The sequence below is a fragment of the Neobacillus massiliamazoniensis genome (genome assembly GCF_001048695.1).
GTDB classification, from domain to species: Bacteria; Bacillota; Bacilli; order Bacillales; family Cytobacillaceae; genus Neobacillus; species Neobacillus massiliamazoniensis.
Window position 1 is genome coordinate 662,603 of sequence record NZ_CVRB01000003.1, and the last position, 16,030, is coordinate 678,632.

The window sequence follows — 16,030 nt, forward strand, 5'->3', positions numbered from 1 at the left end:
AACCTGCATCTTTTTTTAAGACATGAAAAAACCAATGATGGTGTTTTCGCAAATCCGTGTTAAAATAGAAGAACTGGAACTTTTATTGAAGGAGAAATTTTTAATGGTTCAAATAATTTTAGTTTTGATCCTAGCCTATTTACTAGGCTCCATCCCATCTGGGCTAATTGTAGGAAAGGTTTTCTATAAAACCGATATACGTAAACATGGGAGCGGAAATTTAGGTGGAACGAATACCTTTCGCACTCTTGGTGTTAAAGCAGGTCTTACTGTTACAATTGCCGATATATTAAAAGGTACATTAGCTGCCTCTTTACCTTTTCTTTTCCATATACACATACACCCATTGCTTGCGGGAGTATTTGCCGTAATCGGACATACCTACCCAATCTTTGCTGGTTTCCGTGGAGGCAAAGCAGTTGCTACTTCAGCTGGAGTCCTGCTGTTCTATACACCATTAATGTTTGTGATACTGATCGGCGTCTTTTTTCTAAGTTTATACATAACGAAATATGTTTCGCTCTCATCTATGCTTGCGGGAGTAATTGGTGTTATTTATGCGCTTATTATTTGGGACATCCCCTTAATAATTGTCATAACTTTGCTGGCTTCCTTTGTTATTTACCGCCATCGAGCCAACATTAAAAGAATCATAAATAAAACAGAACCGAAAATTAAATGGTTATAAGGTCAAGCGCCCATTTAGCGACGAATATATGTCGTTAAATGGGCGCTTTTCCATTTTTCCTTAAATTCTTTGTCATTTTTAGTAGAAAAATACTATAATGATAGAAAAAGGTTGTAAAGGGAGAATCCATGAAGAAAAGAGTCATTGTTCCATCTGTTTTACTTTTAATGGTGTGTAGTGTCGTTGCCTATGTTCTTTATTTCCAGCATCAAAAGAGTTCAATAATAGAAAAAGTCAATGATCAAGTTGCTAAATTTAATGAAACGAAAACCGCAAAGGCTGTTAACAAGGAATTTACCGAAAAAGTGACCATCGGTGCCATTGGCGATATTTTGATTCATGAATCGGTTTACAAAGATGCCTTCAATGGCAGCAAGTATAATTTTGACCCGATGTTTGGAAATGTAAAAGGGTTACTTGAAAAGCCAGATATTTTAACGGCGAACCAAGAAAGTATAGCTGGGGGAACAGAGCTTGGTCTTTCTGGTTATCCTAGCTTCAATAGCCCTTATGAAGTGTTGGATGCACTTGTCCATGCAGGGGTAGATATGGTTTCAACAGCCAATAATCATTCATTAGACAAAGGGGAAAAAGGCATTCAATCAGAAATTCACTATCTAGATAGCATTGGCTTACCTTATGTGGGGAGTTTTAGAAACGAACAGGATCAAAAGACACTAAGAATAATAGAGAAGAACGGAATTAAAGTAGCCTTCCTTGCTTACACATTCGGAACAAACGGTATAAAAGTCCCTCCTGGTAAGGATTATTTAGTGAACATCATCCATCAAGATAAAATGAAAGAGGAAATTGGACGAGCGAGAAACCAAGCTGACGTCGTCGTGATGAGCATTCATTGGGGCATCGAGTATCAAAGACTACCTAATACAGACCAAAAGGATCTAGCCCAATTTTTGGCTAATCAAGGGGTAGATATAATCTTCGGTTCCCACCCTCACGTTTTAGAGCCGATGGAATGGATTAAAACAAATGATGGTAGAAAAACATTGGTCGTCTATTCACTTGGGAACTTTATTTCGGGACAAACGAATGACTATAAGGATATTGGTGGAATGGCAACAATCGATATTACGAAGCATGTGACGGCTCATGGTGATTCTATTGAATTATCTAATCCTACTTTTTACCCTACCATCGTCTCTAATCAAAACTTAAGAAACTTTCGTGTCGTACCGTTAGAGAAGGCAGGCACTTTTGGTTTTCAAAATGCAGAAGCAAAATATAAAGAAATCCAAAGTTTTATGAACCAGTGGCTTCGCTAATGCGGGGCTTTTTTAACTTGTTTTTTTCTAGTATAATAGGAATATTGGAGCCTAAAGTTCATTGCATTAAAAATTAATAACAAGCCAATATTGGAAGGTGTACCATATGAACATTCTTATTGATCGTGAAGCAGCAGCTTGGTATAAAGAGGAGTTAGGGCTGACAGAAGGAGATTTCGTCCGGTTCTTCGTTCGCTACGGTGGATGCAGTACGGTCCAAAGCGGCTTTTCCCTTGGTGTAACTAAAGAGGATGGAACAAATGATATCGCAGTTAAGGTAATTGAAAATGGAATCACGTTCTACATCGATGAAAAAGACGTTTGGTACTTTGATGGACATGATTTAATTGTAAAGTTTAATTCAGCAATTGGGGAACCTGAATTCGAGTATAATAAATAAAAAAATGGCAGACGGATTATTCACCGTCTGCTTTTTGTTTTATCTATCCAAAGATTGAACGATTTTTTCACAAATTTCATGAGTCTGTAAGGCATCTTCTGCTGTAATCGATGGCATTGTATTAGTGCGGACGGCATAAATAAAATCGGCTATAATTTGCTCAAAGCCTCGTTTGTAGAGGGTAGGATCCCAATCATTAAATGTAATTTTCGTCTCTTTTTTATCCTGATAAATCAATTGTTCCGCTAAGTTTTTGACTAGTCTTTTTTCACTAGGTCCCATAATTTCAAGCTTTTCCTCAACTGTACCGCTGTCCCGATTCATAATTGCGATTCCTGTTGCACTTTTTGTCATTAATTGAGCTACCACATGATAAAGCTTGTCCCCTTCTTTTCTTCCATTTACCAAAAGATCCTGAATTTTATCTGGAAGTAGGAATCGTACCGTATCAATGACATGGATGAAATCATCATAGACAAAGGTGCGAATATCGTTTGGATGAGAAAGGCGGTTTTTTTGCAAGATAATCATGTTCGGTTCCGATACGTCCTTTAAGGCATGATAGAATGGTGCAAACCTCCGGTTAAAGCCTGTCATTAAAATTAACTTTTTGCTCGCAGCTAATTCAACTAATTCTTTGGCCGTTTCATAATGATAAGTAATCGGTTTATCCACGTATACATGAATATTTTCGTTTAACAGTTCTTTTACAATTTCATAATGAGACTCAGTTGAGGAATGAACAAATGCTGCTGAAATCCCACTGTTAATTAACGATTGTAGGCAGGAATGCTTAAAAGGGAATCTGTATTTTTGGCTAATTTCCTTCAATTTTGTTTCATTTCTTGTATAAAGGTGCAGCTCTATATCACTTATTCCACTAATGACAGGAAGATAGGCTTTTTGAGCAATACTTCCCAGTCCAATCATACCTATTTTTAACATCCCTTCACTCCATTACTTTTTCTTAACTTCTTCGTATTTTACATACCAATCAGGAAATGCTTTTTTGAAGGAGGTCGGAAGGAAATTCTCTTTTTTTACAAGAATGTGTGTCGATGTTCCTTCAGCACAGATTTCATCCTTTTCGTTTACGATGGAATAGCCATAAATCGTCTTAATTCCATTATTATAATCAATCCAAGTTTTAACGAAGCCTCTATCTCCGTAACGCAGAGGTTTTTTATAGGTGATTTTAATATCATACACTGGTGCATAGTACCCGGCATCTTCCATCCCAACATAACTAAATCCCAAATCCTCTATTAAACCAGAACGTCCTAGCTCGAAGTATTTTAAATAATTGGCGTGATAGATTACACCCATCATATCGGTATCTGCATATAAAAGCTGAATTTCTCTAGTTGAAATAAAAAAATTGTTCACTATCCATCATCCTCTCATATTGGTAACCTTTTGGATTGCGTTTCTTATATCTTCTTCTTCAAGGAAAAGGGCTTTTGCAGCTAAATCTTGATCTTGTTCTCTAGACATTAATCTCATCGCTTGTGCCTGGATCATTTCATCAACGAGATTCGTGGCAAATCGGCCATTTCCATTTATCGTCTCGACATTGAGCATTTCTATAAGTAGCTTTCGTGCATCATCTGTCAATTGGTATTGATAGCTTCCCGCATATGCCTCCATTATGGCTAGAAGCTCCCCCTGATTATAATCTGGGAAAATAAAATACTTCTTAAATCTTGAAAGCAGTCCAGGATTGCTTCCCAACAATTTGTCCATTTCATTTGGATATCCGGCAAGGACCACGACCAGATTTTCATTATGCTTAGTCATTTCATCTACAAGTGTATCAATGACCTCTTTACCATAATCGCCGACTGTTGGCCCAGATGCAATAAGGGAATAGGCCTCATCAATAAATAAAACTCCGCCAAGCGCTTCTCGAATTTTCTTCTTTGTCTTTCCAGCAGATTGTCCCATATATCCTGCGACAAAATCTGCACGGCTAGCCACTATCAAATGACCCCTTTTTAAGATCCCGCATTCCTTTAAAAACGCAGCATAGATCTTAGCAACCGTCGTTTTCCCAGTCCCGGGGTTACCGGTAAAAACAGCATGCAGCTGAATAGGGACCGGTGGAAGTCCGTTGCTTCTTCTATACTGTTGCATTTTTACAAAAGAAATAAGTGACTTCATTTCTTCTTTAATCGAATCGAGACCGATTAAGCGGTCAAGCTGATCGGACGGTGATTCCTTCCGTTCCCTATTTTCTAAGCTAAAGTCTTCCTTATTTAAAAAAGTATAGTGAAGAATATCCTGGTTATCTCTTTGTATAACAGAGCCTTTTTTAAAAATAGCATCTAACACTATATTCCGAACAGTTCTCGCGTTTCCAAAGGTATTATCCACCCGCTCCCGCTCGATCCGTTGACAGAGCTCCAGCTTCGCTTCGTCCGTCAAAATATAATCATTTTCGCCAGCGATTTTTTCTGATATCATGATAAGCTCTTCATTAGAATAATCGGGTAAGTGAATAAAATTGGAATGGGGGAAGCGGCTTCGCAATCCGGGGTTGGCATCAATAAAGGAGCGCATCTCTTCAGGATACCCGGCTAAAATGCAGGCGAATTTTCCGCCAAACTCATTTCCTGTCATCAGTGAGACAAGCGTATCAATGGCCGTTTGACCGTAATCATTCCCAGATTGACCTTCACGTTTGAGACTGTATGCTTCATCAATAAACAAGACCCCGCCAACTGCTCTCTCCACAAACGTACGGACATTTTCTTCAGTCTGTCCAACAAAAGCCCCAATTAATTGCGACCGATTCGCTTCAATGACTTCATCACGTGGCAGGACACCAAGCTCGTGGTAAATTTTCGCGAAAAGCCTGGCTAGAGTTGTTTTTCCCGTTCCTGGGTTTCCAGTTAAAATCATGTTTAAACTTAATTCGTCCTTAATTTGAAATCCTAACTTTTTCCGCTCTTTTTGGTAAAGCAAAAATCGATAATAATCATTGACCCGGGCTTTTACCTGTTCTATTCCGACCATATCCTGTAATTGCTCCAAGGCTTTTTTAGACGGTGCTGCTGTGGCATCTTTGGGGTCATCGAATAGTAAATGCCATTTTTGCTTTATTTCTTCGAGATTTGCCATTTTCAATTTTAAATCTTCGTAATAGGTAGCGGTATGAAAAACTCCTATGATCGACTGATCGTATTCCTCTGCTGCTTTTAAAAGTTGACCCACTGCTGAAACAGTATTCTCCAGCAATTCTAACAGCTCTCGGTATTGAATATGTAGTGCTTCACTGCCTGATTTTTCTACCCATTCCACTTTTTCTTGGATAGCATGAACATGATCGTCCACATCGACTAAAAATGTTTTGCAGATCAGTATGTATTGTTCAGCCGTTTTCTTTTTAGCCGTGCGATTATCCGTTTCTCTGATGGAAGGAAACGAGAGGACAGCTAAAAAATCTTTCCATTTATACCATTCAGATGTTAATACATATTCTTTTGCTTTTGGATTATTGGGATCAAGCTGAAGTGCTTTTTCCATCCATACTTCCGCTAGTGAATCAGCCTTATTTCGCCAAAGTCTGGATAGGGCAGCCAATATCAATAGCTTTGATAAGGTAATTGGATTTGTTTCATGACTTAAGGCTAATATTAACGCCGCTTCATCGGAAATGAATCCCTTTTCATCCAGTTCTTTCTCCCACTTATGTAATTGTGTATATTCTATTGAAAACTGATTATCCTGCTGGTTCATCAAACATCACTTCTTTATCAAAATTTCCATTCTATCTTACCATTAAGGACTGGTACAGTAAATGAGAAGGTTTTGCATGATGTGGCTTTAGAAACATCCAATAGCATAATAATTAAAAACTCAAAAAAGGAAGGACCTGTTTCCAAAGAACAGGCCCTTTCCTCGTTTTATCCTTGTGTGTTATTTGCTTCATCTTTAATTTCCGAGCGGAATGATTCAATGCTTTCTTTTCTCCGTTCGTTTTTCTCTTCGATTTGCTGCCGCTGCGTCTCACTATCAGTAAACTTAAGTGATTCTTCGGCCGCTCTAATGTTTTCCTCAGTATTTTGAAGCATCGATTGTAATTTTTCAGCGTTATCGCTTCGATCGTCCGGTTTTGGTTGGTTGTTATAAGGCATGGTAAGTCCTCCTTGTGATGTAAATGGTACGAATATAGTTTGTATCAAAGGAGAAAAAATATCACAGAATTTTTATAAAAACAGCATAAAGACCCGCAGGCACAATGTCCGTCGAGTCTTAGTTCATTATTATTATTCACCTTTAGTCTGAATTACTTGAGCGTGTTCATTGCTTTTATTCTGCATTTGCCTTCCTTTGTTCCCACCAAATCCCCTTGGCTGAGTTCCGAGATGGTTCGGGACAAAGTGTTTTCGGCTGCCTTTTGGATTACTCATCAAGAATCCCTCCTCTATCACAGTTTAACCAGATAGGGAGAAGAACATAATTGGTAATCTATGTGAGTTTATTCAGCTTTGCCAAGGCGTTTATTTTCTAAACGTTGTTCAATTTTTTCCATTGCTGCACTGTCTTTTAAAAGCTGACTTTTATTTTCTGAAACAAGTTCCGCAAAAGAGCGTTTTCGAGGCTTCCTCATGGATATCACCTACCTTATGTCCTATTTTAACAGTTATTATGTCCGATAAAGCTTTTAATTATTACAACTTTTTGAAAATTTTATTGTATTTCAATAATTTTAATTAAGAAAAAAGACACTGGTTATAAAAACCAATGCCTACTTCCTGTTATTTTAATTCACTTGTATATTTTTTCATCATGTCAAGATTCATTCCGCCAGTAAATTTATTTTGGATAGTTCCATTACTGTCTATAAAATAAGTGGTTGGGATCGATAAAATTTGATAAACCTGATTTACATGATCTTTTTCGTCAAGTAGAATCGGAAACGTGATTCCATTCTTGTCAGCAAACCCCTTTACATCATTTTGCGGGTCAATATTAACAGCAAGGATGACGATATCTTTTCCGGCTGATTGATAAAATTTTTCCATCTCAGGCATTTCAGCCTTACAAGGCGGACACCATGTTGCCCAGAAATTTAACATTACTTTTTTTCCTTTTAAACTTGAAAGCTTGACTGTTTCACCTGTTAACGTTTTCAATTCAAAGTCAGGCGCCTTGGCTCCGATTTTCAGGCCATTGGCAGTTGGCGTTGTTGTTTGCTCGTTGTTTTGGGGCTCATTTTTCTTCTCCATGGCTTGGACTATAGCAACCGTAAGAAGGGAAATCAACACGATTGCTGCAATTACTTTTTTCACCAAAACAAGTACCTCCTTTTCAATCCACTGTTATTACAATTTTACACTATCAGTAAAGTTTAAATGAAGTTTGTATATGCCAAATATGTGACATTTTTCTAGATAGCTGATTATTTAAATGATTAGATCTCTTTTTTTCTTAAGAAGATCGTTAAATTCCTGATCTAAGAGCAGGTAATTAGGGTCTATTTTATTTATTAGTGATAGTTCTCCAAGAATCGATGCCAACTTATTTTCAATTATCATCAATTTCTCTTCTCTACTACTATTTGTCTTGCCCCTATTTAAATATTCCTCAAGCTTCATATCAACCCGCTTAATGAATTGTTTTTCAAATATTAGCAAACGGTCACAAAGCTTATTTAAAAAGTAATAGTCATGAGAAACCGTAATAATCGTACCCTTAAATTCACTTAATGTTTTTTCCAACTGCTCTCTGCTTGGTAAATCAAGGTGGTTTGTCGGTTCGTCTAAGATCAGCACATCGTATTCCTTCATTAACATGTCAACAAGCTTAACTCTTGTTCTCTCACCGAGACTGAAGGTCCTAATCGGTTTTAAAATGACGGTTTCCTTTAAACCAAGATTGGCAAGCAATGTCCGGGCCCGGAATATATCCTTTTGCTTCGTTAATCCTAGTGCTTCGATCGAATTCATATCTTCTGGTAAATCGCTAACATCCTGACTTAAATAAGCGATTTTTACCGATCCGCTCCTCCAAAGTTCCCCAGCTGATGGATTCTCATCTCCAAGAAAAAGCCTTAATAATGTCGTCTTGCCACAGCCATTTTCTCCTATAAGGCCAATCCGTTCGCCATGATTAAGATAAAATTGACTATCCCGAAAAAGAGTCCTTCCTCCGAATGTTTTGGCTAACTTTTTAGCTTCGATTACCCTTTTTCCTCTTTTTCCTTGGCTGTCAAATTGAAATTGGACATTTGCTTCTTCAGTTGGTTTTTCAACTTTATTTTTTTCCAGTTCGCTTTGCAGTCGTTTCATTTTGGATTTCACTTGTATATCCATCTTCTTTGCTTTTGCCCTGTGGTATTCCTTATAGCCAATTTGTCTACGCTCACTAGCTGAGCCTTGTTTGGTTGAATCTCGATGTCCTTTTTCTGACCAGTTTTTTAATTGTTCCATTTGCTGTTCGATTTTTTCTTTATAACGTTTTTGGACGTTGTATTGGTGGAGCTGATTTTCCACCCTCTTCTGCTTTTCCTCTCGATAATCACTATAGTTACCATTGTAAAAATGGATCTGTCTATTTTCTAATTCAAAAATTCGATTAACGGTTCGATCTAAAAAATGGCGGTCGTGAGAAATAATTAGCACTGGTCCTTGAAATTTCTCAAGTTCTGAAATAAGCCATTCGATTCCTTTATAATCCAAATGATTCGTCGGTTCATCCAGAATTAGAAAATCTGGTTTTGAAGCCCAGACCATTGATAAGGCGAGTTTTAATTTTTCTCCTCCACTTAATTGATGAAGACGTTCTTCTTCCCATTCATAAACCTTTTGAAGACCGATCTGGCTAGCATACTGCAATAAAGAATCATTTCCATCAAGCAATTCATGAAATTCACTAAATTCATAATCAACCGATTGAGTTAGGTAACCGATTTTGCAATCTTTTGCTTTCTCAATTATTCCTTGATCAAGACTAATTTTCCCGAAAAGGATATTAGCCAATGTTGTTTTACCTGTACCATTAAACCCAACTAAGCCAATTCTATCTCCTGTTTTTATTTCAAAATGGACATTTTCCAATACCTTCAAATCAACAAAACTCTTCTCTAATCCTTTTACTTTTATTACCGTTCGCATAAAAAAACTCCCTTCATGAACCTGAAGTGAGTTATCTGTCATAAAAATTCATCACCAAATAAGCCTAAAAAGACTTATGCAAAAGGGTATGATTATAAAAAAGGACAGACTAATCCTATTCTTCAGGTTCATCATTTTTCGAATATTCGAATCATGGCTGAAAAATAAGATCATTATTTCATCGTCCCTTAATCATTCCTTTTCGTTTATTAATTTCATTGTAGGTGATATTAACCGATATTGTCAAACAATTCCTAAAAATTAATTGGAGAATAAGAATGTCCTGCTCAATTTAAAATTTTTTAATCCTTAAGAGTCTATTATAAACCGTGTAAATGCATTTATGAGCGAATTTACTCAGTTTATGCGCGAATTTTTCAATATATGCGCGAATCCACATGTTTTATGCGCGAATTACTAATTATATGCGCGAATCGATTTCGACCTAAAAAAACACCATGCCAATTCAGACATGGTGTTTTTCATACGTGTAATTATCCTTGTAATTTTTCACGAAGAACCATTTGCAGGATACCACCGTGACGGTAGTAGTCAATTTCGACTTCAGAATCGAAACGGACAATTACTTCAAATTCTTTCTTATTACCAGCTTCATCAGTAGCTGTCACTTTTAGAAGATCACGTGGTTTTACGTTTTCATCTACTTGAACTTCAAATGTTTCTTTACCTGTTAAACCAAGTGTTTCAGTGCTATCGCCTTCTTTAAATTGAAGTGGTAGCACACCCATTAACACAAGGTTTGAACGGTGAATCCGTTCAAAGCTTTCAGCCAGAACAGTTTTAATACCAAGAAGGTTTGTTCCTTTAGCAGCCCAGTCACGTGAAGAACCCATTCCGTAATCTTTACCTGCAAGAACCATTAAACCAGTTCCATTTTCTTTGTATTTCATGCAAGCATCATAAATGGACGTAACTTCGCCTGTTGGCCAGTAAGTTGTGAAGCCGCCTTCTGTACCAGGTGCAATTTGGTTACGAATACGAATGTTTGCAAATGTACCACGCATCATGACTTCATGGTTACCACGGCGAGATCCGTAAGAGTTAAAGTCACGAGGCTGAACGCCTTTTTCTAATAGATATTTTCCAGCTGGAGTATTTTTACCGATCGCTCCTGCAGGAGAAATATGGTCTGTAGTAACAGAATCACCAAATTTACCAACCACACGAAGTCCAACTAATGGTTCAACTGTACCTGGTTCTGGTGATAAGCCTTCAAAGAACGGTGGGTTAGCAATGTAAGTTGAATTCTCATCCCAAGTATATAATGGCTCATTGCTTGTTTGAATTTCGTTCCAACGCTCATTGTCACCGAACACATTCTCGTACTCTCTACGGAATAGTTCAGGCGTTACTGTACGTTTTACGACGTCTTTAACTTCAGCTGTTGATGGCCAGATATCCTTGATGAATACTTCGTTGCCATCTTTATCTTTACCAATGGCTTCTGTCGCGAAATCAATGTTTACTGTCCCTGCAAGGGCATATGCTACGACAAGAGGCGGTGAAGCCAAATAGTTTGCTTTAACAAGTGGATGGATACGTCCTTCAAAGTTACGGTTACCGGATAATACGGAAGTAACTAATAGATCGTTTTCCGAAATTGTTTTTTCGATTTCTTCTTTTAATGGACCAGAGTTACCGATACATGTTGTACAACCGTAACCAACAAGGTTGAAACCGATTTGCTCAAGGTATGGAAGCAATCCGGAATCACGAAGGTAACCAGTTACAACTTTTGAACCTGGTGCTAAAGAAGTTTTAACGAATTTTGGAACTTCCATTCCTAATTCAACGGCTTTTTTCGCAACAAGTCCGGCTCCAACTAGAACATATGGGTTAGAAGTGTTCGTACAGCTTGTAATAGATGCAATAGCAACTGCACCAGTTTTAATTGCCGCTTCGTCACCGTTGTTAAATTTCACTACTGCTGATTTTTCAAGCTCGTCTGCTTGTAATCCAAATCCTTGGTTACCTTGTGGAGCAGAAACAGCATTCACGAATTCTTCCTTCATTTTTGAAAGTGGAATCAAATCCTGTGGACGCTTTGGACCAGAAAGATTTGCTTCAATAGTAGTAAGATCAATTTCAATAACATCTGTATATATTGGCTCTTCAGATGGATTGAAGAATAAGCCGTTTTCTTTGCAATATTGTTCAACCACTTTCACTTGCTCTTCATCGCGACCTGTTAAGCGCATGTATTCAAGTGATTCGCCGTCAATAGCAAAGAATCCGCAAGTTGCGCCGTATTCAGGAGCCATGTTGGCAATCGTTGCACGGTCAGCTAATGGTAATGTCGATACCCCTGGTCCGAAATATTCAACGAATTTACCGACCACGCCATGCTTACGTAGTACTTGTGTTACTTTAAGGGCAAGGTCAGTTGCGGTTGCTCCATTTGGAAGCTCACCAATTAGTTTTACCCCTACTACTTCTGGAACTGGGAAATATGAAGGCTGACCAAGCATACCTGCTTCAGCTTCAATACCACCTACGCCCCATCCAAGAACACCAAGACCGTTGATCATGGTAGTATGGGAGTCAGTACCAACTAATGTATCAGGATATGTTTCAAGTTCACCGTCAGTTTCAGCAACGTGAACAACATCTGCTAAGAATTCAAGGTTTACTTGGTGAACGATACCGGTTGCCGGTGGAACAGCACGGTAGTTGTTGAATGATTTTTGCGCCCAGCTTAGGAACTGATAACGCTCAGCATTTCGTTCAAATTCGTAATCCATATTAATTTTTAAGGAATCAGAAGAACCATAGGCATCAACCTGAACAGAGTGGTCGATAACAAGATCAACGGTTTTCTCAGGATTAATTTTGTCAGGGTCGCCACCAAGGTCAGCCATTGCTTTTCGTAAGGAAGCAAGGTCAACTACTGCAGGAACACCTGTAAAGTCTTGAAGAATAACACGAGCTGGCTTAAATGGAACGTCCACTTCTTTTAACTCGTTTGTTCCCCATTTTGCTAAGTTTTCAACGTGTTCTTTTGTGATCACACGGCCATCATATTGGCGAAGTACAGATTCAAGTAATACTTTTACGGAATAAGGCAATTTAGATACTTTGCCAATTCCTGCTTCTTCCAAAGCATGTAAACGGTAGTAGTGATAGCGCTTGCCATTTACTTCAAAAGAAGAACGTGCGTTAAATACATCATTTTTTACCATGATTAAATCCCCTTTCATTTGGCGTAAGATGCCAAAATCAATGAAAAGTTGTAAAGTTTGAACTTTTCCCATCCAACCCTACTTTTCTCACAATTCTAATCTTAATACAACCTTTTACATAAGTAAATAAAAAGAAAGTTATTGCGATTAATAAGTTTTTCTTATGTTTTATTACTGAATCGGTCCGAAATATTTCGAGAACATAGGAAGTGCTTACCTATTATATAGCATATCAATATTTATTATTTTCACAGTTATTATCTCAAAAAACTTTTTATTATTATTTTTTATGATAAAAAGTAAATAATAACGCGAGGGGGTGAAAGGATGGTTAAAAATAAAGCTAAGCATGTAATCCCAGGAGCTAACGCTGCAAAAGCACAAGGACAAGGTGCAGGGTTTAATCAAGAAATGGCAAACGAACCATTAACGACAAACGAAAGAATGAACAATACAAAGCGTAAAAAAAATAAATAAACATAGAAAAGCGGAAAACGCCTGTTTAGCGAAGTTCACTAGTCGCTGGGCGCCTAGAGCTGGATATTTCTCGAAGTCAAAATGTACTATCCTATAAAAAAAAGAAAAGCGGGTTGCTTCCCGCTTTTCTTATTCCGTTTGATTTACCTCGACAACGATGGATTGTAAATCCTGCTGAAAGCGCTCAAGTTGAGCTCTTTGTTTTTCAGATGCAACCTCAAGGGCATTTTCGATTTGCTGATACGCCTCATTTACCTCATCCTTTAAATGTTTAAGCTGATGGCCGTAGCTGGCGCTATCCTCGATAATCGTTTCATATAAGCCTTGTGCATTTTCAAATCCTTGCTGCGCTGCTTGAAAAGCCAATTGCTTGTCCTTATGGTAAGGATACTTTTGCATTTTTTCTCATTCACTCCTTCCATTTGTATAACGTTAAATTGCACAGATACTAAGAAAATATTCAGCATAAAAAGGGCATAAGACTGCATCCTAATGGTTGAGGAGGGATATAAAATGAACAAAAACGACGGCAAGGATATGCGTAAAAATGCTCCGAAGCAATCGGGTCAGCCAGAACCAATGAGTGGTTCACATAAAGTGAAAAATCAACAACATTCAAGAGCCAAACATAATAAACATCATGATATGTAAAAGAAAAAGCGGAAGCATCCGTTTATTGGCAAATCATTAGTTTCGCTGTTCACAGGGGCTGACATATAAAAATTTCAGCCCCTTTAAAGACAGCTTTCTTCTATTAAATAAAAAAGAGATAGGATTCCCCTATCTCTTGTAACTAAATTATTCTACAATTAATTTTCCAGTCATATTAGCATGTCCAGATCCACACATTACAGAACAATGGTATTCAAATGTACCAGTTTTATCAGCAACAAATTCTGCACTATTATTTCCTTGGATGTTTACATTATAAGCTGGGATCGCTAAACCGTGACCACCATCATCACTTTGAAGTGTGATCTTTACCTTATCACCTTTTTTAACATGTATTTCTTTTTTGTCATATTCAAAATCCTTTGCATTTACCTTAATGTCTACAACATTTCCAGTTGCAGCATTTGATGAATCGGCTGTTTTAGAAGAATCTTGCGTTTTTTGAGCGCTTTTATCTGCTGTTTGGGCAGAAGAAGAGGTGCTGTTTGATGATTGATTGGTTGAATTACTTGTGCTTCCACAGGCGCTTAACATAACTGACATTAATACCGTCGCAGACAATAAAAGAATTGATTTTTTTTTCATATAAAAAACTCCTCTCAAAAATTTTCCTTTTCTACACTAACACTCTTAGCACAAAAAAATGATTAATATTTTATTAAAGAAAGATTAAATTTTTATATAGGAAATAAGAATAAAGAAAAGAAGCAGGTGCTTCTTCAGCACCTGCAGGTTATGCAATAATAAATTATTCTAGTTCTTCAGATTAACGTAATCCCTTAACATTGATTAAAGCTTTTAACAGATGATCTTCCTCTTCTTCTGAAACTGTTCGTAAATCAAGTACCAACTCATCCTTGTTAATTCGTGCTATAATGGCTGGCTTTGCATTAATCCGTAATGTTCTACCAAGTTGTTCTGCAGTTAATTCAGAATGGGTTAAACTAATTAGCATCGAAGGGAGCTCAACTTCTGGCATCGTCCCCCCACCCACTTGACTAATGCCTGAAATTATCCTTGCCTGAAATTCTGTTGAATGTTTTAGAAGTTGTTCCACAAATAATTTGGAGCGGTTTACTAATTCTTCTATAGATACAAGCATATCGCGAATGGTTGGAATATTGCGTATTCCCGTTTCACCCCGAGCATAATCTATTAATGTACCTTCTAATGCAGCCAATGTCATTTTATCAACACGAACTACCCTAGCAAGCTGATGTTTTTTCAATCGGTCGATGATAGTTTTTCTTCCGCAAATTATCCCTGCCTGGGGTCCTCCCAGCAGCTTATCCCCGCTGAAGGTCACGACATCTGCTCCCATTTCGATTACTTCTTTTACTACTGGCTCTTCTCCAATACCATGCTTTTTAAAATCATATAGAGCTCCACTTCCAAGGTCTTCATAATAAATGACATCCTTTAATTCTTTCGTTAACGAGATTAATTCTTCGGATTCCACCGTATGTGTAAACCCGATGATCTTAAAATTGCTCGTATGAACCTTCATCACAATCGCTGTTTCCGGGGTAACTGCTGTTTCATAGTCGTATAGATGGGTTTTATTAGTTGTGCCGACCTCTACAAGCTTTGCACCGCTTTCTTCCATAATCGAAGAAATTCGAAAGGATCCGCCAATTTCAACAAGTTGACCTCTTGATACAATGACTTCCTTCGATTCTGCGAGCGCTCGTAAGACAAGATAAACTGCTGCTGCATTATTATTAACCACCATCGCGGCTTCTGCACCAGTAATTTCCTTCAAAATTGCTTCTATATGACTATGGCGGGAACCACGCTCCCCTTCGGCTATCTTATACTCAAGAGTGGAATAATTTTTTGCTATTTTCACCACATGTTCTATGGCTTGTTCGCTTAGTCTTGCTCTTCCTAAATTAGTATGTAGTATCGTTCCCGTTGCATTAATGACTTTTTCTAATGTATAGGAAAACTGTTTTTTGACATTGTTCTCCAGGATAATAAATATATCATCAATAAACATTCTTGTTCCTGGTTTGGCACCAGTCCAATTGTCGTTTATGATTTCATGTCTAATTTTTTCGATGACTTCCTTTAATTGTCTGGTTAATTGAATAAAGTCTAGCTGACTCGTTTCAAGTAGACTTATAAAACAGCCATGATTTTGAAGCTCATGGACAGGTGGAATTGAACGCAGCCATTCTTTCACCATTAAA

At 37.7% G+C, this 16,030-nt stretch carries 17 protein-coding genes; 5 read left to right on the forward strand and 12 right to left on the reverse strand.

All coding sequences use genetic code 11. The features are described from left to right. Nucleotides 1-103 precede the first annotated feature (103 nt). The 3 genes from plsY (at nt 104) to BN1082_RS15875 (ending at nt 2,371) form a co-directional block, all read left to right on the forward strand. Nucleotides 104-688: a glycerol-3-phosphate 1-O-acyltransferase PlsY gene (plsY, locus tag BN1082_RS15865; protein WP_090635625.1), complete on the forward strand. Its 585-nt coding sequence runs from the start codon at nt 104-106 to the stop codon at nt 686-688. A 128-nt stretch (nt 689-816) separates the two neighbouring features. Beyond that, nucleotides 817-1,971, forward strand: coding sequence for a CapA family protein (locus BN1082_RS15870; RefSeq protein ID WP_090635627.1), 1,155 nt, complete (start codon nt 817-819; stop codon nt 1,969-1,971). Between the two features lie 106 nt (nt 1,972-2,077). Further along, nucleotides 2,078-2,371: a HesB/YadR/YfhF family protein gene (locus BN1082_RS15875; protein ID WP_090635630.1), complete on the forward strand. Its 294-nt coding sequence runs from the start codon at nt 2,078-2,080 to the stop codon at nt 2,369-2,371. Nucleotides 2,372-2,410: 39 nt separating this feature from the next. On the opposite strand, the gene BN1082_RS15880 is transcribed toward BN1082_RS15875, so the two are convergent. From BN1082_RS15880 to acnA, 9 genes are all read right to left on the reverse strand, one after another. Further along, a complete protein-coding gene (locus BN1082_RS15880) occupies nt 2,411-3,316 on the reverse strand; it encodes a Gfo/Idh/MocA family protein (RefSeq protein ID WP_090635631.1) in 906 nt (301 codons plus the stop codon). A 12-nt stretch (nt 3,317-3,328) separates the two neighbouring features. After that, nucleotides 3,329-3,757: an acyl-CoA thioesterase gene (locus BN1082_RS15885; RefSeq protein ID WP_090635632.1), complete on the reverse strand. Its 429-nt coding sequence runs from the start codon at nt 3,755-3,757 to the stop codon at nt 3,329-3,331. Nucleotides 3,758-3,763: 6 nt separating this feature from the next. Next, complete coding sequence (locus tag BN1082_RS15890) at nt 3,764-6,109, reverse strand: AAA family ATPase (protein WP_090635633.1); 2,346 nt, start codon at nt 6,107-6,109, stop codon at nt 3,764-3,766. Nucleotides 6,110-6,276: 167 nt separating this feature from the next. Beyond that, nucleotides 6,277-6,507, reverse strand: coding sequence for a small acid-soluble spore protein Tlp (gene tlp, locus BN1082_RS15895; RefSeq protein WP_090635634.1), 231 nt, complete (start codon nt 6,505-6,507; stop codon nt 6,277-6,279). A 132-nt stretch (nt 6,508-6,639) separates the two neighbouring features. Beyond that, the gene (locus tag BN1082_RS15900) at nt 6,640-6,783 is read right to left on the reverse strand and encodes an acid-soluble spore protein N (RefSeq protein WP_090635636.1); all 144 of its coding nucleotides are present in this window, start codon (nt 6,781-6,783) and stop codon (nt 6,640-6,642) included. A 68-nt stretch (nt 6,784-6,851) separates the two neighbouring features. Continuing rightward, on the reverse strand, nt 6,852-6,983 hold the full coding sequence (locus BN1082_RS15905) for an FbpB family small basic protein (protein ID WP_090635638.1): 132 nt from the start codon (nt 6,981-6,983) through the stop codon (nt 6,852-6,854). 148 nt (nt 6,984-7,131) lie between these two features. Then, nucleotides 7,132-7,665, reverse strand: coding sequence for a peroxiredoxin family protein (locus BN1082_RS15910; RefSeq protein WP_425412174.1), 534 nt, complete (start codon nt 7,663-7,665; stop codon nt 7,132-7,134). Nucleotides 7,666-7,779: 114 nt separating this feature from the next. Beyond that, nucleotides 7,780-9,489, reverse strand: coding sequence for a ribosomal protection-like ABC-F family protein (abc-f, locus tag BN1082_RS15915; protein WP_090636533.1), 1,710 nt, complete (start codon nt 9,487-9,489; stop codon nt 7,780-7,782). Between the two features lie 494 nt (nt 9,490-9,983). Further along, a complete protein-coding gene (gene acnA / locus BN1082_RS15920; RefSeq protein ID WP_090636535.1) occupies nt 9,984-12,689 on the reverse strand; it encodes an aconitate hydratase AcnA in 2,706 nt (901 codons plus the stop codon). 327 nt (nt 12,690-13,016) lie between these two features. Between acnA and sspO the strand changes: the two genes are divergently transcribed. Further along, complete coding sequence (gene sspO / locus BN1082_RS15925) at nt 13,017-13,166, forward strand: small acid-soluble spore protein O (protein WP_090635641.1); 150 nt, start codon at nt 13,017-13,019, stop codon at nt 13,164-13,166. A 129-nt stretch (nt 13,167-13,295) separates the two neighbouring features. Here the strand turns inward: sspO and BN1082_RS15930 are convergent, their stop codons facing one another. Next, nucleotides 13,296-13,565 (reverse strand): hypothetical protein, encoded by a 270-nt coding sequence (locus BN1082_RS15930; protein WP_090635642.1) that lies wholly within the window; start codon nt 13,563-13,565, stop codon nt 13,296-13,298. 114 nt (nt 13,566-13,679) lie between these two features. On the opposite strand from BN1082_RS15930, the gene BN1082_RS15935 reads away from it, so the two are divergent. Beyond that, entirely contained in the window at nt 13,680-13,817 is a 138-nt protein-coding gene (locus BN1082_RS15935; RefSeq protein ID WP_090635643.1) for a small acid-soluble spore protein P, read from the forward strand. A gap of 147 nt (nt 13,818-13,964) precedes the next feature. On the opposite strand, the gene BN1082_RS15940 is transcribed toward BN1082_RS15935, so the two are convergent. Both BN1082_RS15940 and selA read right to left on the reverse strand, forming a co-directional pair. Continuing rightward, nucleotides 13,965-14,423, reverse strand: coding sequence for a cupredoxin domain-containing protein (locus BN1082_RS15940; protein ID WP_245640455.1), 459 nt, complete (start codon nt 14,421-14,423; stop codon nt 13,965-13,967). Between the two features lie 181 nt (nt 14,424-14,604). Continuing rightward, the gene (gene selA, locus BN1082_RS15945; RefSeq protein WP_090636539.1) at nt 14,605-16,023 is read right to left on the reverse strand and encodes an L-seryl-tRNA(Sec) selenium transferase; all 1,419 of its coding nucleotides are present in this window, start codon (nt 16,021-16,023) and stop codon (nt 14,605-14,607) included. Nucleotides 16,024-16,030 lie beyond the last annotated feature (7 nt).

What these genes read in the sequence shown, in the direction of transcription:
- plsY (WP_090635625.1), top strand. Translation starts at nt 104, where the DNA reads ATGGTTCAAATAATTTTAGTTTTGATCCTAGCCTATTTACTAGGCTCC.
- BN1082_RS15870 (WP_090635627.1), top strand. Translation starts at nt 817, where the DNA reads ATGAAGAAAAGAGTCATTGTTCCATCTGTTTTACTTTTAATGGTGTGT.
- BN1082_RS15875 (WP_090635630.1), top strand. Translation starts at nt 2,078, where the DNA reads ATGAACATTCTTATTGATCGTGAAGCAGCAGCTTGGTATAAAGAGGAG.
- BN1082_RS15880 (WP_090635631.1), bottom strand. Translation starts at nt 3,316, where the DNA reads ATGTTAAAAATAGGTATGATTGGACTGGGAAGTATTGCTCAAAAAGCC.
- BN1082_RS15890 (WP_090635633.1), bottom strand. Translation starts at nt 6,109, where the DNA reads ATGAACCAGCAGGATAATCAGTTTTCAATAGAATATACACAATTACAT.
- tlp (WP_090635634.1), bottom strand. Translation starts at nt 6,507, where the DNA reads ATGCCTTATAACAACCAACCAAAACCGGACGATCGAAGCGATAACGCT.
- BN1082_RS15900 (WP_090635636.1), bottom strand. Translation starts at nt 6,783, where the DNA reads ATGAGTAATCCAAAAGGCAGCCGAAAACACTTTGTCCCGAACCATCTC.
- BN1082_RS15905 (WP_090635638.1), bottom strand. Translation starts at nt 6,983, where the DNA reads ATGAGGAAGCCTCGAAAACGCTCTTTTGCGGAACTTGTTTCAGAAAAT.
- abc-f (WP_090636533.1), bottom strand. Translation starts at nt 9,489, where the DNA reads ATGCGAACGGTAATAAAAGTAAAAGGATTAGAGAAGAGTTTTGTTGAT.
- acnA (WP_090636535.1), bottom strand. Translation starts at nt 12,689, where the DNA reads ATGGTAAAAAATGATGTATTTAACGCACGTTCTTCTTTTGAAGTAAAT.
- sspO (WP_090635641.1), top strand. Translation starts at nt 13,017, where the DNA reads ATGGTTAAAAATAAAGCTAAGCATGTAATCCCAGGAGCTAACGCTGCA.
- BN1082_RS15930 (WP_090635642.1), bottom strand. Translation starts at nt 13,565, where the DNA reads ATGCAAAAGTATCCTTACCATAAGGACAAGCAATTGGCTTTTCAAGCA.
- BN1082_RS15935 (WP_090635643.1), top strand. Translation starts at nt 13,680, where the DNA reads ATGAACAAAAACGACGGCAAGGATATGCGTAAAAATGCTCCGAAGCAA.
- BN1082_RS15940 (WP_245640455.1), bottom strand. Translation starts at nt 14,423, where the DNA reads ATGAAAAAAAAATCAATTCTTTTATTGTCTGCGACGGTATTAATGTCA.